The 19,950-nt window shown below is 42.5% G+C and carries 4 protein-coding genes; 3 read left to right on the forward strand and 1 reads right to left on the reverse strand.

Annotated features, from left to right (window positions below; all coding sequences use genetic code 11):
* The 3 genes from HYS07_01965 to HYS07_01975 form a co-directional block, all read left to right on the forward strand.
* On the forward strand, positions 1–17,739 hold a 17,739-nt coding region (locus tag HYS07_01965), incomplete at its 5' end, for a phosphodiester glycosidase family protein (protein MBI1869940.1).
* Positions 17,740–17,836: 97 nt separating this feature from the next.
* On the forward strand, positions 17,837–18,124 hold the full coding sequence (locus tag HYS07_01970; GenBank protein MBI1869941.1) for an AbrB/MazE/SpoVT family DNA-binding domain-containing protein: 288 nt from the start codon (positions 17,837–17,839) through the stop codon (positions 18,122–18,124).
* Positions 18,105–18,554: a PIN domain-containing protein gene (locus HYS07_01975; protein ID MBI1869942.1), complete on the forward strand. Its 450-nt coding sequence runs from the start codon at positions 18,105–18,107 to the stop codon at positions 18,552–18,554. The genes HYS07_01970 and HYS07_01975 overlap by 20 nt, the downstream gene beginning before the upstream one ends.
* A gap of 175 nt (positions 18,555–18,729) precedes the next feature.
* Here the strand turns inward: HYS07_01975 and HYS07_01980 are convergent, their stop codons facing one another.
* Complete coding sequence (locus HYS07_01980) at positions 18,730–19,878, reverse strand: ATP-binding protein (GenBank protein ID MBI1869943.1); 1,149 nt, start codon at positions 19,876–19,878, stop codon at positions 18,730–18,732.
* Between the last annotated feature and the right edge of the window lie 72 nt (positions 19,879–19,950).

The raw sequence follows: 19,950 nt of genomic DNA on the forward strand, positions 1-19,950 counted from the left end.
GAAAAAGGCAATCTCTCCTCAGAAGAATTTGATCAATGGGAAAAATCAGTTCCCCATTTAAAACCGGTGATTCAATCCCTAAGGGAAAAACATAAGGGCGTTCGGAATTCAGGTTTCGATCCAGAATTGATGAATCATTTAGAGGAGATTCATCAGCTTTTGAATTCAGGAGGAACAATTCAAAAGCTCACCCGAGCTTATTTAAAAGAATCTTTGGGTGAGGGCTATGAAGAGTTTCAAACTTTACTTAAAAAATATGTTGGAAGTGATAAGAAAAATGTAAAAAAAGGTCCGATGAATTTTTTAGGTTACAGAACTCTTCAGCTGATGGGTGAGATGGTTGGGGTAAGGCCCATGGTGCAAGATGGACATGGAGAGGGATCAAGTGTAGGAGTAGTGTCACGACCTGCCGAATTTTCTAATTCCGGGAATTCCGGGGACACGAATTCCGGGGACACAATACTTAATTCAGATGAAGGAGATCAAGCCAGCCCCAGTAAAAATAATGGTTCTGATAATTCTCAACTTGTTCTCCCCCTCTGGAACTGGGTTTTTGCCGGGGTTCTGCGGCTTGGTGGAATGGAGAAAGATAAGGCCCAGGCCAAGGCAGATGAGGTTTTAAAGAAGCGCTGGGTGAGGGTGGGGGTAATTCCAGCGTTGGAGCTTTTAGGTTTGCCGGGGTTTGCGCATTTTTTGGCCCCGGTATTGGGTGTATGGGCCATTCCGTCGGGGGCTTTTATTTTTGCGTTGATTCATTTGATTCATGCACCACCGGGTTCTAAAAAAGAAAAACTAAAGCAATTTGCTGTTCGATTCATCGCTGCAACCCTTATCAGTAGCTTGCTTCCCGTAGCACTTGCTTCTTTTGATCCCGAGAGTTTGAGTTTCTTCGACAAATTTGCTGAATATTTTAAAGGGAGTTCGGGGCAAGATCAATTTTTATGGGGGTATATTGGGCATGCGATTTATAACGTTTTTGCGCCGAAGTCTTATCAATTGGTGTTGGCAAAATCTGGGTCAAAAAAGGAAGGGTCGTCCAAGGCGCAACTTGTACTAAGTCTTGATTCTGCTTGGAAAATTCTAGGAGTAGATGGAGCGGCCCAATTATTTCCACCAGGGGCTTTAGATCAACTGAAAAATCTTCTTCAGAAAGAAAGTCTCTTTTGGCCGGGGATTAGATTTAAAGAAATTGTTTTTGAAGATGAGCCAGGTGATTTTTTAGGTGCGGATGCTTCAGGAAGGATTCGATTGGGACGTGGAGTGTGGGTCTCCCCTTTGCTCCTACGATTTTCACTTTTGAGAGGACTTGAGAGTTTACAGGTGGATCAGGTTCTGATAGACAGGAATTTAGACGAAGAATTGCATCATTGGTTGGATATCCGATCGAAGAATTTAAGAAAAGTTATGGAGTTAAACTCCCCTCTCATTATTATTTATAACGAATTTAAACTTTTTTATAAAACAAATACATTATGTCATTCGACCACGCGGACCTTGGTTGTTTTATGCCGTTGGGCAAGGCTTTTTTCAGAATTAGCCCCAACTCAAGAAGAGAAAGCCCTCTTGCTTGGGCAATTGAAAGATCGATCGTTAGCAACTTATTTAGGAAAATCTATCAATGCATCTTCCGAACTTCAAATTCTTGAAGCTTTTGAGAGCTTACCAGCGAAGGTTGAAGTTCCCAGAATGATTGATCCAAAACTTCTTTTTGGAGATCTGACATCTCTTCCCAGGCCACTTTCTCCCGACCGTTATCAAGAGATTTTGGTTGAACCTGAGAAGTATTTAGGAGTGATGAATAATGACGTTGGGTTTAGAGACGCTCTTGCAAAAAGGGACTCCCTAAATTTGATGTCGATGCGGGAAAAGGGATCATCTTTTTTAAGTTCAGCGAGGCCCGAATGGGATCAGCTTCTTTGTAGCATGGATTTGGTCTTGCAAGTGGAGATAGAAGAAAGAAGAATCCCTCGAACATCTCGAAAAATGATTGAGCGCCTTGGAAATTTAGTTGGAGAGGATATCTTGAGAGCCTTGTCCCAATGGTATGGACCTCAGTATGCAGAGTTTCTTCGCCAATTAGAAAAAGGCCCTGCTTTTTTTGAGTTCCTTGAAACATTGGGATCTCAAGCCAGTCAGCATCTTTTGACAGGGGGGTTGCCTGCCTTGGTATATGAACAATTTTCTCTTCGACCTTGGGAGTTTAAAAAAGGATGGGAGATTCTCGGAACATTGGTAGGACCTGAGGCTCTTCAAGAGATTCTGTTGCAAGATCCATGGGCTGTGATCAATGCAGTGCCTTGTTTCATAGCCAGTAAAATGGAACAGGAAGAAGATGTAGAGGAAGATGAGGGAAACATCCTCGAGCATGTGATTCCATGGATCAAGGAATTTGAAGGATTAACTCAATCTCCTCCAGGAAAAATGGTGGCTTTATTCAGAGAGAATCCGGTGGTTTTTGTAAAAAGAATGCTTGGGTTAAGTCGTTTTATTTTTCCTCCTGAAAAGGAAGAGGGATTGGATGTGGAGACTAGAAGAATAATAGGTAGAAGCTTGCGTTCATTGGAGCCAAGTGTTGAAGAGGGGTTTGGAACATTTGACAAGTTGTTTGAAGCTTTAGATTTCTCCGAGGACAAAGATACTAGAGGCGATGAAGGTGATGAATGGAGTCTGGGTGAAAACGAATCTGCTGCCGAGAGAAGACCTAATCCTACCTCTTTGGAAGAGGCTACTGGCTATCAAGAGATGTATACAGCCTTGTCAAGTCGTCTGGGTGTTGAAACGGTGGAGGCTGTTAGAGTTCAGGATCCTCTGGCCCTGATTGAATGGATGGTATTCCTTAGATCCGAAATCTTTTCCATGGCAAATTTTGATGACCTTTTGGCTGTTTATGGAAGGGATCGTTTGGCGAGACTGGGACGTGCTGAACCCAATTTTTTTCCAAGGCTTTTGATTCTTCTTAGAAATGTTGATCCTGGTTTTTTGGAACGTTTAAGTCCTCCAATTTTCTTCGACGCGATTGCGCGAGATGTTGGGGGCTTTGTGAAAACTTGGCATGTCTGGCTGATGCATTCGGTCCCGGGTAGTCAATTAATAACAAGATATCGGCAAGAGAGAAAAAGTCTCATTGAAATGGGATTAATAGATTTAACTTCTACTCGTTTTGAGTGGATGGAGGAAGAGGATGTCTTCAATAAAACTTTCGATGTCTTTGCAACGCTTTTTCAAGTTTTAGATCATTTACCGTGGATTTCTGATGAGACGCTCCGTAGCCTCTTTCTTGAGGATCCTCAGTTTTTAAATGGATTGATATTGAACATTTTTCAACTGGATGGGGTGAGCTTTAAAATTCTTGCGGATCAAGGAGTGGAGGTTGTAGGCAAATGGGTTGAGGTATCCGGCTCAAGAGTATGGGACAGGTTGTCGGACGCAATGACACAACCCGTGTTGACAGAACTTGTTCAAAACGATTCTCATTCGTTGGTGACATTTCTTGCTTCTCTGAACGCGCAGGGTGAAATATTTCTTAGAGGATTTTCATTTGAAGATGATTTGCGAATGAGTAGAGTTCGAACAGGAGATTCATTTTTTGTGGCTTTGATTGAAGCAGGGTTAGAGCTGCAATATTTGCTCAATCCTTCCCTTATTCGACGGGGAATCGCTTTGGCAAAAAAAGTGTGGGGGGCTAAAAATTTTGATCAGCATGCAGATTGGTTTTTCAGAATCATTCCAGTGGTAAGTCAAAGAGCTTTAGTCATACCTCATCAAACAAGGTTTCAAGGATTAAAAGTTTCCCCGGCGCTTAAACAAGGATTAAAGTCAGATCCAGAAGCAGTTGCAAAAATTCTTGAACAGCCTCAATGGACCGATGGTCTTTATTGGTTAACAGATCTCTTGGGTGCTCAAGATGCTTTAAATATGTTGGCTTCATCTCCAAATGTTTTTTTGAGGTATGTTTATTTGACCCCTTTGGAAAAGGTGGTTTTGAAAGATCATCTTCAAACCCTTTCTTCTTTCTTTCAATGGAATGATGAAGACTTCAGGAGATGCTTTACAGAAGATCCCTTGGGCTTTTACATGCTGACAAATCATTTTGTAACAGTTATGTCTCATGAGAATAAGAAGGTTGAAAAACTTTTTAAACAATGGGATTCCCAAGGCGAGGTTTTGAGGATATTGGCAGGAAAGCATGTGACGACTGCAAGGCTCTTGATAGAGAGTCTTCAAGATGCTTCTAGAGATGAAGATATGCCTCATTTTGTGCAAGAGGGTTTGTTAAAAAAAGCCCAGGGAGAAGTTTCAGGTATGGACTCTGTGAGAAGAGCGCAGATGTTTTCTCAGCTTTCTCTTTCTACTGGTTTTGGTGTGAGAGATGTGGATGTGCTTCAGTTTTGGAATGATTTTCTCAGTCGAGTGAGTCTCCCCATGGATCAGACAGATGCTCAAGTGACTCAGGCCATGAAAGAAGATGAATCGCTGGTAGATAGAATTAGAATTATTTTAAGGACAGTTGATCCTGATCAACCCGAGTTTGGGTTGGCTATGCGTCTTTTAGTTCGGATGCCGGATGTTTTTAGAGTGATTTTTGAAGAGATACCCGCTTCTCGTCAAAATCTCTTGAAAACTCATGCCCTCAATGCTTGTCTTTGGAATGATTTTGATGCTCTTCGATGTTCTCCCTCCAGTCAATGGGGTTTGAATGAGTTGATGATGATGTTTCTATCCGGTCTTTTAGAAGCACGAAAAGGAGTGTCTGAAAGACAGACTATGGAAGGGATCCCTGGATTAAGATTACATTTGAAGAGAGAAAGGAAGGCTTGGAAGCAAGGTCAAGAAAGAACTTCAATGGCTTCTCTATTAACCCAATTGAATGAGTTAGGTATCAATTTGGATGGGGCTCAGTCTTTATATCGGCAAGTAGAACCAGCTTTTCTGGCACATCTTTGTGTCTATACCCTGGATCTTCTTCATCTTTCTGACAATTTGAGAGATGGAATGATGAGCATGTTAGAAGAAGACGAGTTATTTCAGGGCTATCTTATGAATACTTTGCATCAAGGGTTCTTGAGAGGAGAAAGGACGGACTCTTCTTATCGGGAGGCCTTAAGATTGGTCATGCTCAATCCAAAAGTGGCGGTCAAAATTTTGGCGGATGATAGACTTAGAGGATTTACAAATGAACAGGCTCGATTACTTAAAGGAGACTTAGTGAATGCCCTTCTTGAAAATGAATTGAATCGTATTGTGGCAAGCCATGCCGATTTGGTATTGGGGCAAGAAGCTGGAAGAGGCTTGGTCAGTTTGTCTTCTAAACTTGGAAAACTTCCTCCTTTAACTTTGACGATGTTGGCGCAAATGCTTTTTGAAAGAGGTTTACATTTGAGTAGAGAAGAGATTGAGAGAGATTTGGATCCAGTCCTTTACCATACTTGGTATGGAATGATTTTGCCGCGATTGGCTGTTTTGGAGAGAGGGTATCGAGGCTCGAGATCCTTGGACGATGAAAGTGCCAGTTATGTCACTCGAGTAGCGACTGTGGCCATTCGCTACGCATGGAAAGGTGGAGAAAAGGCGAAAGGTCAAGGAAAGCGAGTCATCCACGAATGGAGTTTTCCCGTGCTTGCCGGAGAAATTGCGACTATTCCTTTGGAACAGGGAAAAAGACGGACGTTCAAGCTTTCTATTGCTGGCTCGAAGGGGATAGAGCAAAAAGACTTTCAGTTGGAGGTTAGAGAAGACCATCTTTTGATTTCCTTAACGGGGGAAAGCGCTCTTTTAGAGAATCTTGGTTTAAGAAAAGGGAACCGGTCTTTTCATCTCTCCATCGAGATTCCTCTTCCAGAAACCATTCAATTGGTGATGATCCCATCGGACACTGTGGGTGTTCTCCCTAGTTTATTTCAACTGGGTCGTGTGGGAGATCGACTTTATTTAAGCAAGATTGACCGCAATGTTGCCTTGGCAAATTATTTTGATCAATCCCCTGGAGATAAGGTGTATGTCAGAAAAATTTCGACAGAAGGTAAGCCCGATTTAGAAGTTGTGCGGGAACTGATTCGGACTCAAGTTTCTGAGAGAATGCTGACGAATGAACTCCTTGTTGCGGTTGATACCCTTCAACAAACTCAGGATGCTGATGAGGCCACGTGGGCTTTTCGAACCATTCGTTCTGTTCTTAATGATTTGGGCCCACAGGGGAGTTCAAAGAATGTTGAGGGCCAAGATGTAAGATTTGAAAAACCTTATTTCGACCATGTTTTTGGCTCTCTCCAGAGGATTATAACGCGTTTGGAGGGAGAGGCTTTTACCGAGACTGGACTTGTGGGGCCTCAAGAATTAAAACGTGTTCAAGATGAAATTACTTCATCGTCAACGGTTGAGTGGCTGCGTCAGGAAAAACGAACTTTGGCTGGAACGTTTGAGGAATCTGGCCTTAGATTTTTTTTAGATCGCTATCGGGGCCCGATGGAAAACCGTCGTACGGTGGTCAACCATTTTCTAGAGCAGTTAAGAATTCATCCCAACCCTGCTCGACTTGTTCGAGAATTGTATGAAAAGGGTGACCTCGATTATTTTCTACATGAATTTACGTCATTGCGGGGCCAAGGGCAGCCTAGTTTTCATCGAGGTGTGAATGCGGATGAACATACCTTGCGGGTTTTAGAGGAAATGGATGCTTTAATTGCCTCGGGTCGATTTCAAATTCATGAGCCGGTCTGGCTTCGGCTTCTTGCTTTATTCCATGATGTTGGAAAAGCTAGGCATGGGAGTCGTGGACATTCTAGAAGGAGTATTGAAGCTTTGGAGCAATTTCTTGCCAGCGTGGATGCTCCTGAACCTTTGATTCATCGGCTCACACGTTTGATTGAATTACATCAGTATTTAGGAAACATTGCAGCCTCAGAAGTGCGTAGGATTGCGACACCCGGTCGTCAAAAAGAGTTGAAAGATCCTAAATTTACTGCGAGACAGCAAGAACGTATCAATCAATTGGTTGAGAGTTTGAGACGTGATGGCACACAAGCTCAGGCATTGGAAGATCTTCAACTTCTTTATCTTTTAAACATTGCAGATTCTAGCGCCATTCCTTTTCCAGAAGGAGATACTGGAAACCGCTACACTACCCTTTTTGATGAAAGATTAGCCGATGTTCGGCAAAGGGTTGAAGACGGGATTCGGAATTCTGATAATTCTCAACTTGTTCTCCCCCTCTGGAACTGGGTTTTAGAAGGGGTTCTTCGTTTTGGCGGAATGGAGGAAAATAGAGCCAAGGTTAAAGTAGATGAGGTTTTAAAGAAGCGCTGGGTGAGGGTGGGGGTGATTCCAGCGTTAGAGCTTTTCGGCTTGCCGGGGTTTGCACGTCTTTTGGCGCTGGTATTGGGTGTGTGGGCGATTCCGGCGGGGTCTTTCATTTTTGCGTTGATTCATTTGATTCATGCGCCACCTCAGCCCTGGCAAGAACATCTGAAACAATTTTTGGTGCGTTTTATCGCTGCAACCCTTATCAGCAGTTTACTCCCTATGACACTTGCTTTTTTTGATTCCGAGAGTTTGAGTTTCTTCGAAAAATTTGCTGAATATTTTAAAGGAAGTTCGTGGTGGGATCAGGTTACATGGGGTTATGTCGGACATGTCGTCTACAATATGATAGATTTTCTAATCTTATTTGCGGTGAAGATGATGGAATCGGTCTTGTCTCCAGACCCAGAATCCAATAAACCAAACGAAAATCAGCATTCCACCCAACAGAATGTAAAAACCAGTCATGCGTTCTCCTCCAAATTCAGCTTTGTCGCAATAAGGTACACGCTAATAAAGAAAATGAGCCCTATCACAAAGGGCAACACCTTAAAGCCTCCAGTTCCTACAAACTGGCCAATCATAAGCGATGCTGCAACAATATTACCAAGACTATACAGTGCACTTGCCAATCCTTTACGCTGGTTTCTATCCAAGATCATCTCCCCCGTTATTCTCAAATTAAGGGTAGCACCACTTGCTATGCTTGTCAATGTTGATGCCAGAGCGACTCGAACCCTAAATCAACTTGTTTTTGCGCGAGAGACTTATGAGTTACAGGTTTTTAAATGGGTAAGAAAAATTCTAGGAGACATGATTCGAGTCTTTTCAACTTGGCCGAGTACGCGTAGCACGTTGGGTCTGTCGGACAGCGGCGATCTCGGCGTTGATTTCTTTCATCGTGAAGCGACGGCGCCCTTTCAGTTTTCGATCAATCGATTTGAAAAGCTCATTCCATCGAGTTTGAATATTTACTCCTCTTGGATTCGACATTTCAGTAAAGATGTCCTTGTCACGGGTACCAGGGATAGAGCGAACTACAACGTACCCACGGCTCTTCAGGAAGGACGCGGAGTCTCCAGAGATGTTTTCATCGAGCAAGAAGGAGGTTTGGAAGGTCAATCAATCACCACCGAAAAGAACGAACTCTCTATTTTTCAATTGCTCGGAGGCCAGGTGAAGAGCAGCACGAATATGATCGGGCGTCAATTGAGGAAAATATTTTTCACTGATAATTTCTTGATTCAAAACACCCGCCTCCAAAAGCTCGAGAATTTGCCAAACCATAATGCGGGTTCCCTTGAAGCAGGGTTTTCCATGACAAATATTTGGATCTACAGAAATAAATTGATCGATCAAGTTTTTCATCTCATCAAATCCTTTGCATCGCTATTGTCTCATGCTCTCAGGGGTAGGTCAAGTTTAAGTGGTCGTATCACACAATTATTGCGTGCCAGTGATGGGTTTGCAGGACCCGTTGATGTCATTGCCCATTTTGATGCTCAAAATAGACCGGATCTAGCATATCCACAAGAAGAAATGGCTCAGGTAAATACACTCTTGAGAGGCAACCCCATCACAATAACAGTTACGAATAAGCAGTTTAGCGTTCCTGATTCTGATGAGAAAAAAGCGCTCTATCGATTTTTGGGAATTGAAGCGGATCAAGAGCAAGAGTTTCTAAAGAAATGGGCTGAGTTTATTCAAGCAAGGGCTCAAGATTTAGGATTTGAAGAAACGACTTTGAAGAATGGCGCTTACATATTTTATTTTGGGGATGAAGAGCATCCCATAGAGGGCTATGGCTTCAGATCCCCTTACGGCAACTGTGTGGGCGATGGAAAATTTTTTGTTAATCTAAAACATTTCACCAACATTCCTCAAGAATATCGCATCGCCGACTGGATTTATGGCACTTCGCATGAGGCGATGCATGAGATCAGTGGGAGGGGAGATGAGTTGCATCGTATTCTTACGCCTCAGGATGTACGGATTCTGAGAACGGGGCAAATAGGGGGAGCGGTGCTCACCGAAGCTGTGATTCAATTTAGAAAAGCTTTCCTAGAAACTTTGGCGCCAGGGCCGATTTTGGAGACTGAGGAACGAAGCTCGTCCTTGCAAGTAGAGACGGCCTTTCCTTTTTTTCGCTTCAATAAGCCTGTTTTTCATGTTTTTGAAGACAATGTAATCTTGGCTCTTCAGGTGAATCCAGAGGCTTTTGACGATCTTGGGAAGAGTCGGGTATTTTTTAATCGTGTTGGAAATCAGATTTATTTGAATGGGGCTTTGCCTTCTCGTTGGGGAGATGTTGGTGAGGTGAGAAAGGATATGACCCATCTTACACATGAATTTGAACGAGCTTATCCGGAATACGAAGTTCTTGCCTGTCTTCCCAATGGGAATCTGGGCTACAACGATTGGTTTGTGGGAATAGTGAATGGAAAGGTGTATCGAGGGGCTTTTGAACCAATAGAATCGCGTGTTTATGACATGTTGGTGATAAAAAAAGATGGGCAAACAGCTGTCATGTCCTTGACCTTCCGGAATGTGGAAGGCAGGCTTTGCGTTTTTGAAGCAAATCGAAATGTTACGGATGAAATTCAATCGGCCACCTATGGACAGAGAATTGTAAAGGATGGTCAGGTGAATGTTGAGGGAATTTTAGATCAATTTGAGGATTTAAGACACCTTCTAAGGCTTCCTTTTTTTAAGTTGGATCCAAAGAAATTTCCAGGGGGGATGCTGACCTTTGGTTTTGGAGATGGACATGGCGAGCTCTATCAAAATAATAAAGAGAAGGCGAAAGAGGCTTTCAGAGGTCAGCCTGTGACGCTAGATTTGACGCCACTTACCGATGTCGATATTTCTTCTGAAGAGCGAGATCGGATTTTTACTCAGTGGGGATATCGACGGGTGAACTCTGCGGAAGATCTTCAACTGGGTGAGTATGCGATTGATGAACAATCTCATACGATTCGTATTAAATTCTTAATGGGGGTTCATCCTCATAGTGTGATAGGGAGAACAAAAGAAGGAAAAATTTTTACGGCTGCAGTTCATGGTGAAACCCATTATACAGGGACCACAATTTCAGATTTGGCTCAAGAATTGATTCAACGCGGTGCTCAAGATGCTTTTTTGTGGGCCAATGGCAAAGATGCTGTGGTGCAGCAGATTCAAGAAGGAAAGACAGTAGAGGCTACAGGGGCTAGGGCGAGTGCTGTAGAAGTATTGCTGATCGTTCGAAAACTTGAATCTCGAAATATTTTTAGAAGGGATTCTGTTGAGGGAGTAAGGAGGGCATTCGAACAGGCATTGGCTTCACTTTCTTCTCAATATATCAATCCCTCCTTACCCATTAAATTGTTGCTGATTTACAAAATGGCAAGGATGATTGAGAAGGGTCAACTTTCAGAAGGCGACTTACCACTTTCCATTCCTAGCATGTATCGGAAAACAATGGAATATCTTAAAAAAATGAGAGTCCCCAATAGAGTTGAGCAAATGGTGATTACCGAGGCCGTTCAAATTGTAAGGTTGTTTTTTCAAAAACAGGGTTGGCTTTTTAGAGACTTCTCAGAAAATATAGTTTTTTTTGCACCTGTGTCAGGAGAACCCCGAAGAGCAGCTCATTTTACTCTAGCTTCTACTATTTCTATCCCAGACAATCTGGCTCCAAATATGACTCAACATGTGGTTGTACATGAGGCATTCCATCATCTGGGAGGGGGATTCCCTATTGAGTGGTTAAATGAAGGCATGACAGATTATCTGGCGTTGAAGGCTCAAATGGAAGGGAATTCAGAGATTTCATTTTCTTCTAAGAAGGATCGCAGCGTTTTATGGAATTTTTTTAAAGAATATGTAAAGCATGGTCCTGTTTCAAAATTTCTTTTTCAGAAAATAGTTCGAATGAAACCGGGTGAAACTTGGGATGTATATTTTCACCTGGTATCACTGGTGGAGTATCTCCTAGATGAAATTCTACCTGTTTATGGAAAAGGAGCGCGTGAGATCTTTATTCAAGCTTATGTTAGCGGCAACTGGCCTTTGGTGGTATCGCTTTTAGGTGAAGATGCAATTGAGTTGTTTGAATTTTTGGATCTTCAGTATCAGCGAGTGGAAGGCCCTTATCAGCGAACGGAAGTCTCTTCTGGAAGCCCGTTATCTTTTCTGATGATCGGAAAAGCTACTCTGAGCTTCATGAAAGAAATCAAGCGAAAAGAGAATTCATTAGGTGATCTCACAGGTTATGTGAGTCGTTTTGAGGGAAGAGACACCGATCTTTTGAGAAATTTGGTTGAGACTTTAGAGGTTTATCGGGCTTCATTAAAATTGGACGGAATGAGTTTATCCGATGCTGAATTTGATACCCTCATTCAAGATGTGGGGCACGATTTGGCTGAAGTACGTAATTCCGGGGACACAATACTTAATTCAGATGAAAGAGATCAGGCTGGGCCCAGTGAAAATAATGGTTCTAATGATTCTCAACTCGTTCTTCCCCTCTGGAACTGGGTTCTGGCAGGAGTTCTTCGGCTTGGCGGAATGGAGAAAAAAAGGGCCAAGGTTAAAGCAAATGATATTTTAAAGAAGCGCTGGGTGAGGATGTGGGTGATTCCAGGGTTAGAGCTTTTAGGTTTGCCCGGGTTTGCACACTTTTTGGCCCCGGTATTGGGTGTGTGGGCGATTCCGGCGGGAGCTTTGCTTTTTACGTTGCTCCATTTGATTCATGCGCCACCTCAGCCCTGGCAAGAACATCTGAAACAATTTTTGGTTCGTTTTACTGCTGCGACCCTCATCAGTAGTTTACTCCCTATAGCGCTTGCTTCTTTTGATCCCGGGAGTTTGAGTTTCTTCGAAAAATTTGCTGAATATTTTAAAGGGAGTTCAGGGTGGGATCAGGCTTTGTGGGCGTATGTGGGGCACGTGATTTATAATAGTATGGGATTAAGCGATCCAATAGCTCGTTCAGGGGGACCAAACCGTGATTTTGGGGACACGCAAGAAGTCTTTATCGGCGCTGGCCAGGTGGCGGTGCCTGACCTCGGCCAAAACGGCAACGGAAGTGACGCCCTTGATTTCTCCCTCACTCAGTCTTTGGAAGAAGGACGTGCAAGAAATCTCACCCCTCAAAAAGTGTTCGAGGAAAATATTGGCGTCAATGAAGAGGGTTCCCCCACTGGGGAAATCGTTCAAGGAGGGCATTTAGGACTCGAGCAGGGAGTCGTTGTAAATGAGGACTTGCGCGGTTCTCTTGGGAACGTGAAACATCCCGCGCGTCCGACTGACAGGGTCGTTGGACTTTACGACCAAAGTGACTTCAGTGTGCTCCCTCCAAGGAAGTTTTCCCAAGGGGCGCAGGATTCCATGTTCATAGATGGCTCTAATGGCAGCGCTGGACATAACTCATCCTCCATTCAAGGACCACTATACCATTTTGGGAAAAAAGGGTCAAATATCTTGGCTGCTGCGATCGCTTCTAATGTGGCCCATTTCGATGCTCAGAATAGGCTCGACTTAGAATATCCTTCTCAAGAAATGGATCAGATCAATACATTAATGGATCAGATCAATACGTTGCTGAATGGCGGTCCCATCACAATAACAGTGAAGAATGGGCAGTTTAACGTTCCAGATTCTGATGAGAAAAAAGTGCTTTATCAACTTTTAAGGATTGAAGCTGGCGCTCCTCAAGAAGCTGAATTTTTAAAGAAATGGGCTGAGTTTATTCAAGCAAGGGCTCAAGACCTTCAAAGAAGAGACGCAAACCTTCATCTCGAAACAGAGACTCTCCAAAATGGAGCTTACACCTTTTATTTTGGGGACGAAGAACATCATAAACTAGGGGTTGACTTCAGCTCACCCTATGGAAACTGCGTAGGCGATGGAAAATTTTTTGTAAATCTAAAACATCTCACCAACATTCCTCAAGAATATCGCATCGCCGACTGGATTTATGGCACTTCGCATGAGGCGATGCATGAGATCAGTGGAATAGGAGATGAGTTGCATCAGGATCTCACGGTTCAGGATGCTCATATTCTAAGGACAGGGAAGGTTGGAGAACGCGGGCTGCTGCTTACAGAAGCGCCAAATCAATTTAGAGAAGCGTTTTTGAAGACTTTGACGGTTGACTCCCCCTTGGTTGTTAAAGTGGGGGAAAAAGATGTTAGGAAAAGAAGATTTTTTGTTCCCGATCGTTTAGACGAATTGCTGTCTTTAGATTTGAGGACGGCAAAGAGAAACAGAATGAAGAGTGCTTTGTTTAAACGTCTTAAAGATACTCGTATGACCCTTGTTTATTCTCAAGGGAAAACAACTATTAGCCCAGAAGGGATCTATTTTTATCTATTGAGAGAGCTCGTGGGCGGTGAAGAGGATGAGTTTTTAGAATTGCTTACTGATTGCATTGGTTTTTATCTGGCTAAAATTAGCGGCGAAGAATTTCTAGAACTTCAGGATAGTCCTTACACCGTTCGATTGAAGGATGTGGAAGGAGAGAATGAACCTTTGATGGGAAGAGATGCAGATGGGGATTTCATAAACTTGAATGCTCTTTTGAGTTTGAAAAGCAATAAACACCGAAGCGTTATTTTACTGGCCAGTTTGAGTCGGGCTTTTTTTATAAGAAGGGTACTTGTGGAATCTGGAAAATTGACTCAATTATCGTTGAAAGAAGGAAGTACCGGGTCCTTTGACTGGATCATTCAGGAACGTCAATACGACCGTATCGAGCTGATAGAGGCATTGAGGTCTTCATTTAATGGAGAGATGCTTGTAGAACTGGGAGAGAAGCATTTCAAACAAGTCGAACGAGACTCGGTTTCGGTTCAATTGGCGAGATCTTTTCTTACTGATGATACGGCTGTAGGACATGATGCTTTGAGAGTTGTCAGTAATGAGGATTTGATACGATTCTTGAGTCAAGTTGATTCTGTTATTACAGCATTTAGAAATATGGACAAGACGCCTGAAGAGATTTTGGATTTGGAACGTGTTATCCTGCGTATGGAGCGACTTAAATGGATTGGGCAGAAACTTTTTGAAGCTCAGCGTTCTGAAGAGTTTGGTCAATTCTTTGTCGGTTCTTTTGAAAAATTTGTTGGTTCTTTTCAAAGTCTTCTTGACGAAAATAATCCAAGAGAGCTCAATCACATGTTAGCCATGGTAAACCTCGGCAGGTGTTTGCGTTATCTTGAGGAAGACCTCAACAATATTAGGGCGGGTTTCCTCACTATTCCAGATCGTTTAGGGCGATTGGATGGATACATCAAAAAAGGTTCGACTCGGGCTAAGACTTCCTTTTACTTGCGGGGACTTCCCATTCTTTTGGAGGCAGGAGAGCTTTCTCGAGAAGATAGAGGGAAAATTGATGGGGCTTCGGACATTATTTGTAAAACGGGTTGGCTTAATCAAAATCAAGATAAAATCAATATTCCGGAGTCACTCGTTCTGTTGGAAAGGGAACGAGAAGAGGGATATACAATGAAAGAAGAAGTTCCTCTCTTTCAGGCTCGATCTTCTCTTGGGGTTACTAGTCTAATCATCACAACGATTGCATCTATTGATTCAAAAGATTGTTTAAATAAACTTATTCCTCTTTATCATTTGGATAAGTTCGAAGGTTTCGATTCTATTAGGATTCGAAGGATTGATTTGGATTTTAATCTTACTTATATCCAGAGTAAAATGCTGGCTTTATCTAACGAAATAGAATCTTTTTATTTAGATGAATTTGATAAATCTAGAAAAAAAATTAGAAGAGTAGACCGCCTTGTGAAGAAGTATTTATCAGATTCCGAAGCTGTTCAGGTTCAGGCATGGTTGGCAGAAGAGCGAGCAAGATGGAAAGATCTGCGACAGAAACTCAAAAAGAGCCTTTCAAATAAAGGTGAACAAGCCCATTTCGATGCTCAGAACAAGCCAGACTTAAAATACCCAGAGAACGAAAGGCCTCAAATAGATGCACTGCTAGGCAATTCCATTACGATGACAGTAACGGATGGCCAGTTTGTAATTCCTGATTCACCTTATCCAAGCAAGAAAGATGCCCTTTACAAGATATTGGGAATTAAAGCGGGGACGGATGAGGAACGAGAATTTCTGAAAAAGTGGGCCGCGTTCATCCGAGCAAGGGCTCAAGCCCTTCGATTTGAAACAGAGACTCTACTGGATGGAACTTACACCTTTTATTTTGGGGACGAAGAACATCATAAACTAGGGGTTGACTTCAGCTCACCCTATGGAAACTGCGTAGGCGATGGAAAATTTTTTGTAAATCTAAAACATCTCACCAACATTCTTCAAAAATATCGCATCGCCGACTGGATTTATGGCACTTCGCATGAGGCGATGCATGAGATCAGTGGAATAGGAGATGAGTTGCATGACAAACTTAGAGTTCAGGATGCAATTATTTTGATGACGGGGGGAATAGGGGAAGCAACACTCACAGAAACCCCATCTCAGTTTGAAGTAAATTTTATTAAGACACTTAATCCGAATTCATATTGGCTCAGAATCTTTCCAGAGAAAAAATCTGAGATTACAAGAGACTCAAAAGTAAGGGATGTTGTTCTGAGGATTGGTTTTAGCGGCCGGGTTTTAAGTGCTTTGTCAGGACTTACTATTGAGACATTGAGTGATTTTGCTCAAATGGATGAATCGGATTTCAAGGGTAGAAATTTTGGTGTTGAATCGATGAATAATCTTAAGCTTGTCCTTGCCCGATATGGGATTCGTTTAGCAGGTCAGGAGAGAGGAAGAAGACAAACCATTCAAAGAGCGCAAGGTGGCACAGCTCGTGCGGCAAGATCGAGTAGGATTCCTAGCAGGAAAAGGTCCAAGAGTCGTCTTTCAAAATTACTTGAAAAAATGAGAGATCAAAACTTAAGTTCTGGGGAAAGGAATCAGTGGGGGTATTTAGATTTAAGAAATCCAGAATTAGATTTATTTGAAAAGATTTTAAAAAAATATCCTGGATTTCCCACAATGAATGAACTTCCTCCGTTACTAAGATTTTATCGATTATCTTGGCTCTTACTAGAAAGAAGAAATAACTACGGCCCTATCTTGACGTTGGATCACAGTTGCCTCAAAGTAAGACTTGGTTCAGAAGATTTTAGATTTGATTTAAATCCTCCTGCTTTGGCTTTGGCAAGAAGGGGAGAGACTGACAAGCGGTATCTTGCTATGGCGTTAGTTTGTCAATTTGCGGACCATGCATTGTCTAGAGGTTCAGATCTTAGGCCTAGGTTAATTGAGGCGATGGAGCTGTTTCATTTTGATGCGTGGTTTCGCGATAGGAATGGGCGTTATCTCGTTTATTGGCTTGAAAATAGAAAATCGATGCCTGAGGTTTTGAGGGAACTTGTTAAAGAATTAGAAGTTTATCGTGAAGAAAAATCATTGTCCTACGATTCTTGGAAAGTACTTCTTATGGCAGTTGGAATATTTTTGGCAGAAGAACGGCTAGGAAATATTCAGAGTCTAGCCTCAGAACTTAGGATGATACATGGCTTTGTCCAAGCCAATGTCCTTGGCGAGGTTGAAGAAATAGAGCGTTTGGCGGGGGAGACTTTTACAAGTGGAGAAGGGATTGTCATTCATGTTCGAACGGGAGAGGCACGGCCTTTGGGTGGAGATGAAGTGGATATAGCAGAGCATTTGCTTGTATTGGATTCTTCGGTGAAAAAGGCTCTGACGACTTCAGACGTAGATGCAAGTGTGAAGGTTGCTACCTCTGGTCTTTCAGCCAAAGAGAAAATGAAATGGGGTTTGGGAGCGGCGCTTTCTGTGAAGCGGCTCTGGGATTTGAAGGGGAAATGGCGAGATGCAATACGGGCTAGAGTCTTAGGCTTAAAGACCCCTTTAAAATTTGCTCTTGATGTACAGTTGCTTTTAGATCCTGAACGGACTCCAGACGTTTTGGCGACCGTAAGACATTTAAGAAGAATAGGGAAAAATATTGAGGTGCGTTTTTTTGATTCAAGGGGAGATGTGAATTTTCAAGAGTTAGAAAGATTGTATGGCTTAAATCAAGAACATGATTTTTGGACTGTGAATTCTCCGGATATTGCTGGAAGCCTTGTTTCAGTGATGGGAGTAAAGCCAGACGAAATTCGTGTCATCGGCACGCAAGAGAATTGGTCTCGTTATGGTGGTGCGTTACGTGAAAAGGGAATTTTGGCTGTTCGGGGAGGCAAAGATTTTGAAATTGAGCAATTGGTCTTAACCATCCTTTATGCGGGACCTGAAGATGAAACAGAACTTCGCAAGGTGATGAGAGAAACTTTAGGTTTGAGTGAAGAAGAGATTGAAGAGCTTTTGCCGGGTCATAATCCTATCCCTCCCGCTCACCCTCTCAGGGCTGAGCGAAGGGCTTTGAAGGATATTGAAGATCATGCACACGCCACTGTGCTTCTTGAACACAGCATGTGATTCCGGAAAATGTAACGTAATTGTTTTTCGGTAAAAGTTTTATTGAACATTTTTCTGAATTCTGATATTCTGAATTCAGAAAAAATGGAGGTCTGTTATGTTGCCGGCACAATCTTTTGTTGCTGAGGTGAAATCCAGAGGGCAGTTGACGATTCCCAAGAAGATTAGGGATCAGGGCTACTTGGAAGAAGGGCAAGTGGTTTCGATTATTCCCTTGGGAGATGCCTTTTTAGTGAGCCCTAAGATGTTGGAGTTAGACGAAGCTCGAAGAGAATTGAGACGATTGCTAAAATCTTCTGGACGAAGTCTTGAAGAATTATTAGAAGGTTTGAAAGAGACCCGAGAAACCCTCTATCAGGAACGGTATGGCCGGAAAAGACATTAAAATTTTTTTGGATTCCAATGTCATTTTGTCGGGTCTTTTCTCTGAAAGGGGTGCTCCACGACTGATTCTTGATCTATTGTCCTTGGGGCTTCCCCGTTTTCAAGGGTTGACAGGGCGCTATAACTTGATAGAAATTGAAAGAAATATCAAAAAGAAAATGCCTCAGGTGTGGACTTTCTATGAGAAGTTTTTTCTTAAACTGAATTTTAAAATTGTTCCGATCCCCTCTTTGGAAGAGATAAAGGCTTTTCAAGGTCATATTGCCGAAAAGGATGTTCCCGTCCTGGCTTCCGCTTTCAGAGGGAAAGCGGATTTTCTCGTGACGGGAGATCGTAAGGATTTTCAGGGTCTTAAAGGGAAGGATTATCCATTCAAAATTGTATCCCCTTCAGAGTTTTTAGGAGAAGTCTTACATCTTCTTCAAGGTTAATAAATATTTTTGGGGGACTTGTCAATGTGTGTTCCTCTGTGTTGAAGAGATGGGTGATCGTGATGGCAAAATCAAATTCACTCCCCTCTCAGGGCTGAACGAAGTGCCTTGAAGGATATTGAAGATCACGCACACGCCACTGTGCTTCTTGAACACAGCATGTGAGAAATTTACTCTAAATCTCCTCGAAGAAAGTTTTCCAAGGCAAAACTTCGATAGAATCAAGGTGATAGGCCCTTGGAGTGAGGCTAACGCAAAGGGTTCTATCAAAAGGGTGATCTTGCATCAAACTTTTCAAACCTCTCAACTGAGATGTTTGGGGAATTGAGCTGGCTTTGATTTCAATAGCCCATTTTTTCCCATCCGCCCATTCGAGGATGATGTCGATTTCAGCTCCATCTGATGTTCTTAGGAAGCTCAACCGGACTTCTCGCTCGCGATATTCCAAGAGTCGCCTCATCTCGGTTACAATCCAATGTTCAAAGGCATAACCATAGGGAGGTGTTCCTGAAATGAGAGAGACGGAGAGTTCATTTCTCAAGGCCGTTACAATGCCGCGATCAAAGAAATAGAATTTAGGATGTAAAACCAATTTCTTTCGAGGAGAAGGTGTGTAGGGGTAGAGAAAAAATCCAATCAGGGTGTCTTCTAAAATCTGAAAATATTCCTTAATCGTTTTTGAATGGACACCCACCTCTCTTGCAATAGAATTAAAATTGAGGAGATTTCCGTTTTCAAACGCGGCCAATTCCAGAAACCGCGCAAAGGCCGGAATGTTTCGAGTCAGGGCTTCTTGTTGAATCTCTTCTTTTAGATAAGTTTCCGCATAACTTTTAAGCAAACGCTTCCGCTCTCTCGGATTTTCTTCGAGGACAATTTTTGGGAGGCTTCCGTATTGAAGGACTTCCTCAAGATGAAATGCTTCTGCCAATTCTTCATGGGTAAGGGGATGTAAATGGAGAGTCAAGGCCCGTCCACCCAGAAGATTGACCCCTGAGCGGCGAAGTTTTCGGGCGCTTGAACCTGTTAAAATAAATTGGACATTTTTTGAACTTTCCAAAACCAAATGGACTTCATTCAAAAGCTCTGGAAGGCGCTGGATCTCATCAATGACCACCTGAACTTTTTCTTTTTTAAGCGCTGAAATTTCTTTCGAGAGGAGGGAAATATCTTTGCTATATCTTATAAATTCAGATTGTGAAAGAAGATTAATCATAAGATCTGGAGAAAGGGTATTTTTTAGTAAATAAGTTTTCCCAACTTGGCGGGGTCCAAGGAGAAAGAGAGAATACTTGTAATGAGATAAGTCCAAAGTTCGGTTCATTCTAACTCAATTATACCCGTAATTTTTGTAATTAACACCAAAAAATACGTGTTTTTTTTGACTCATATATTT

It is taken from the genome of Chlamydiota bacterium (assembly GCA_016178055.1).
GTDB lineage: Bacteria > Auribacterota > JACPWU01 > JACPWU01 > JACPWU01 > JACOUC01.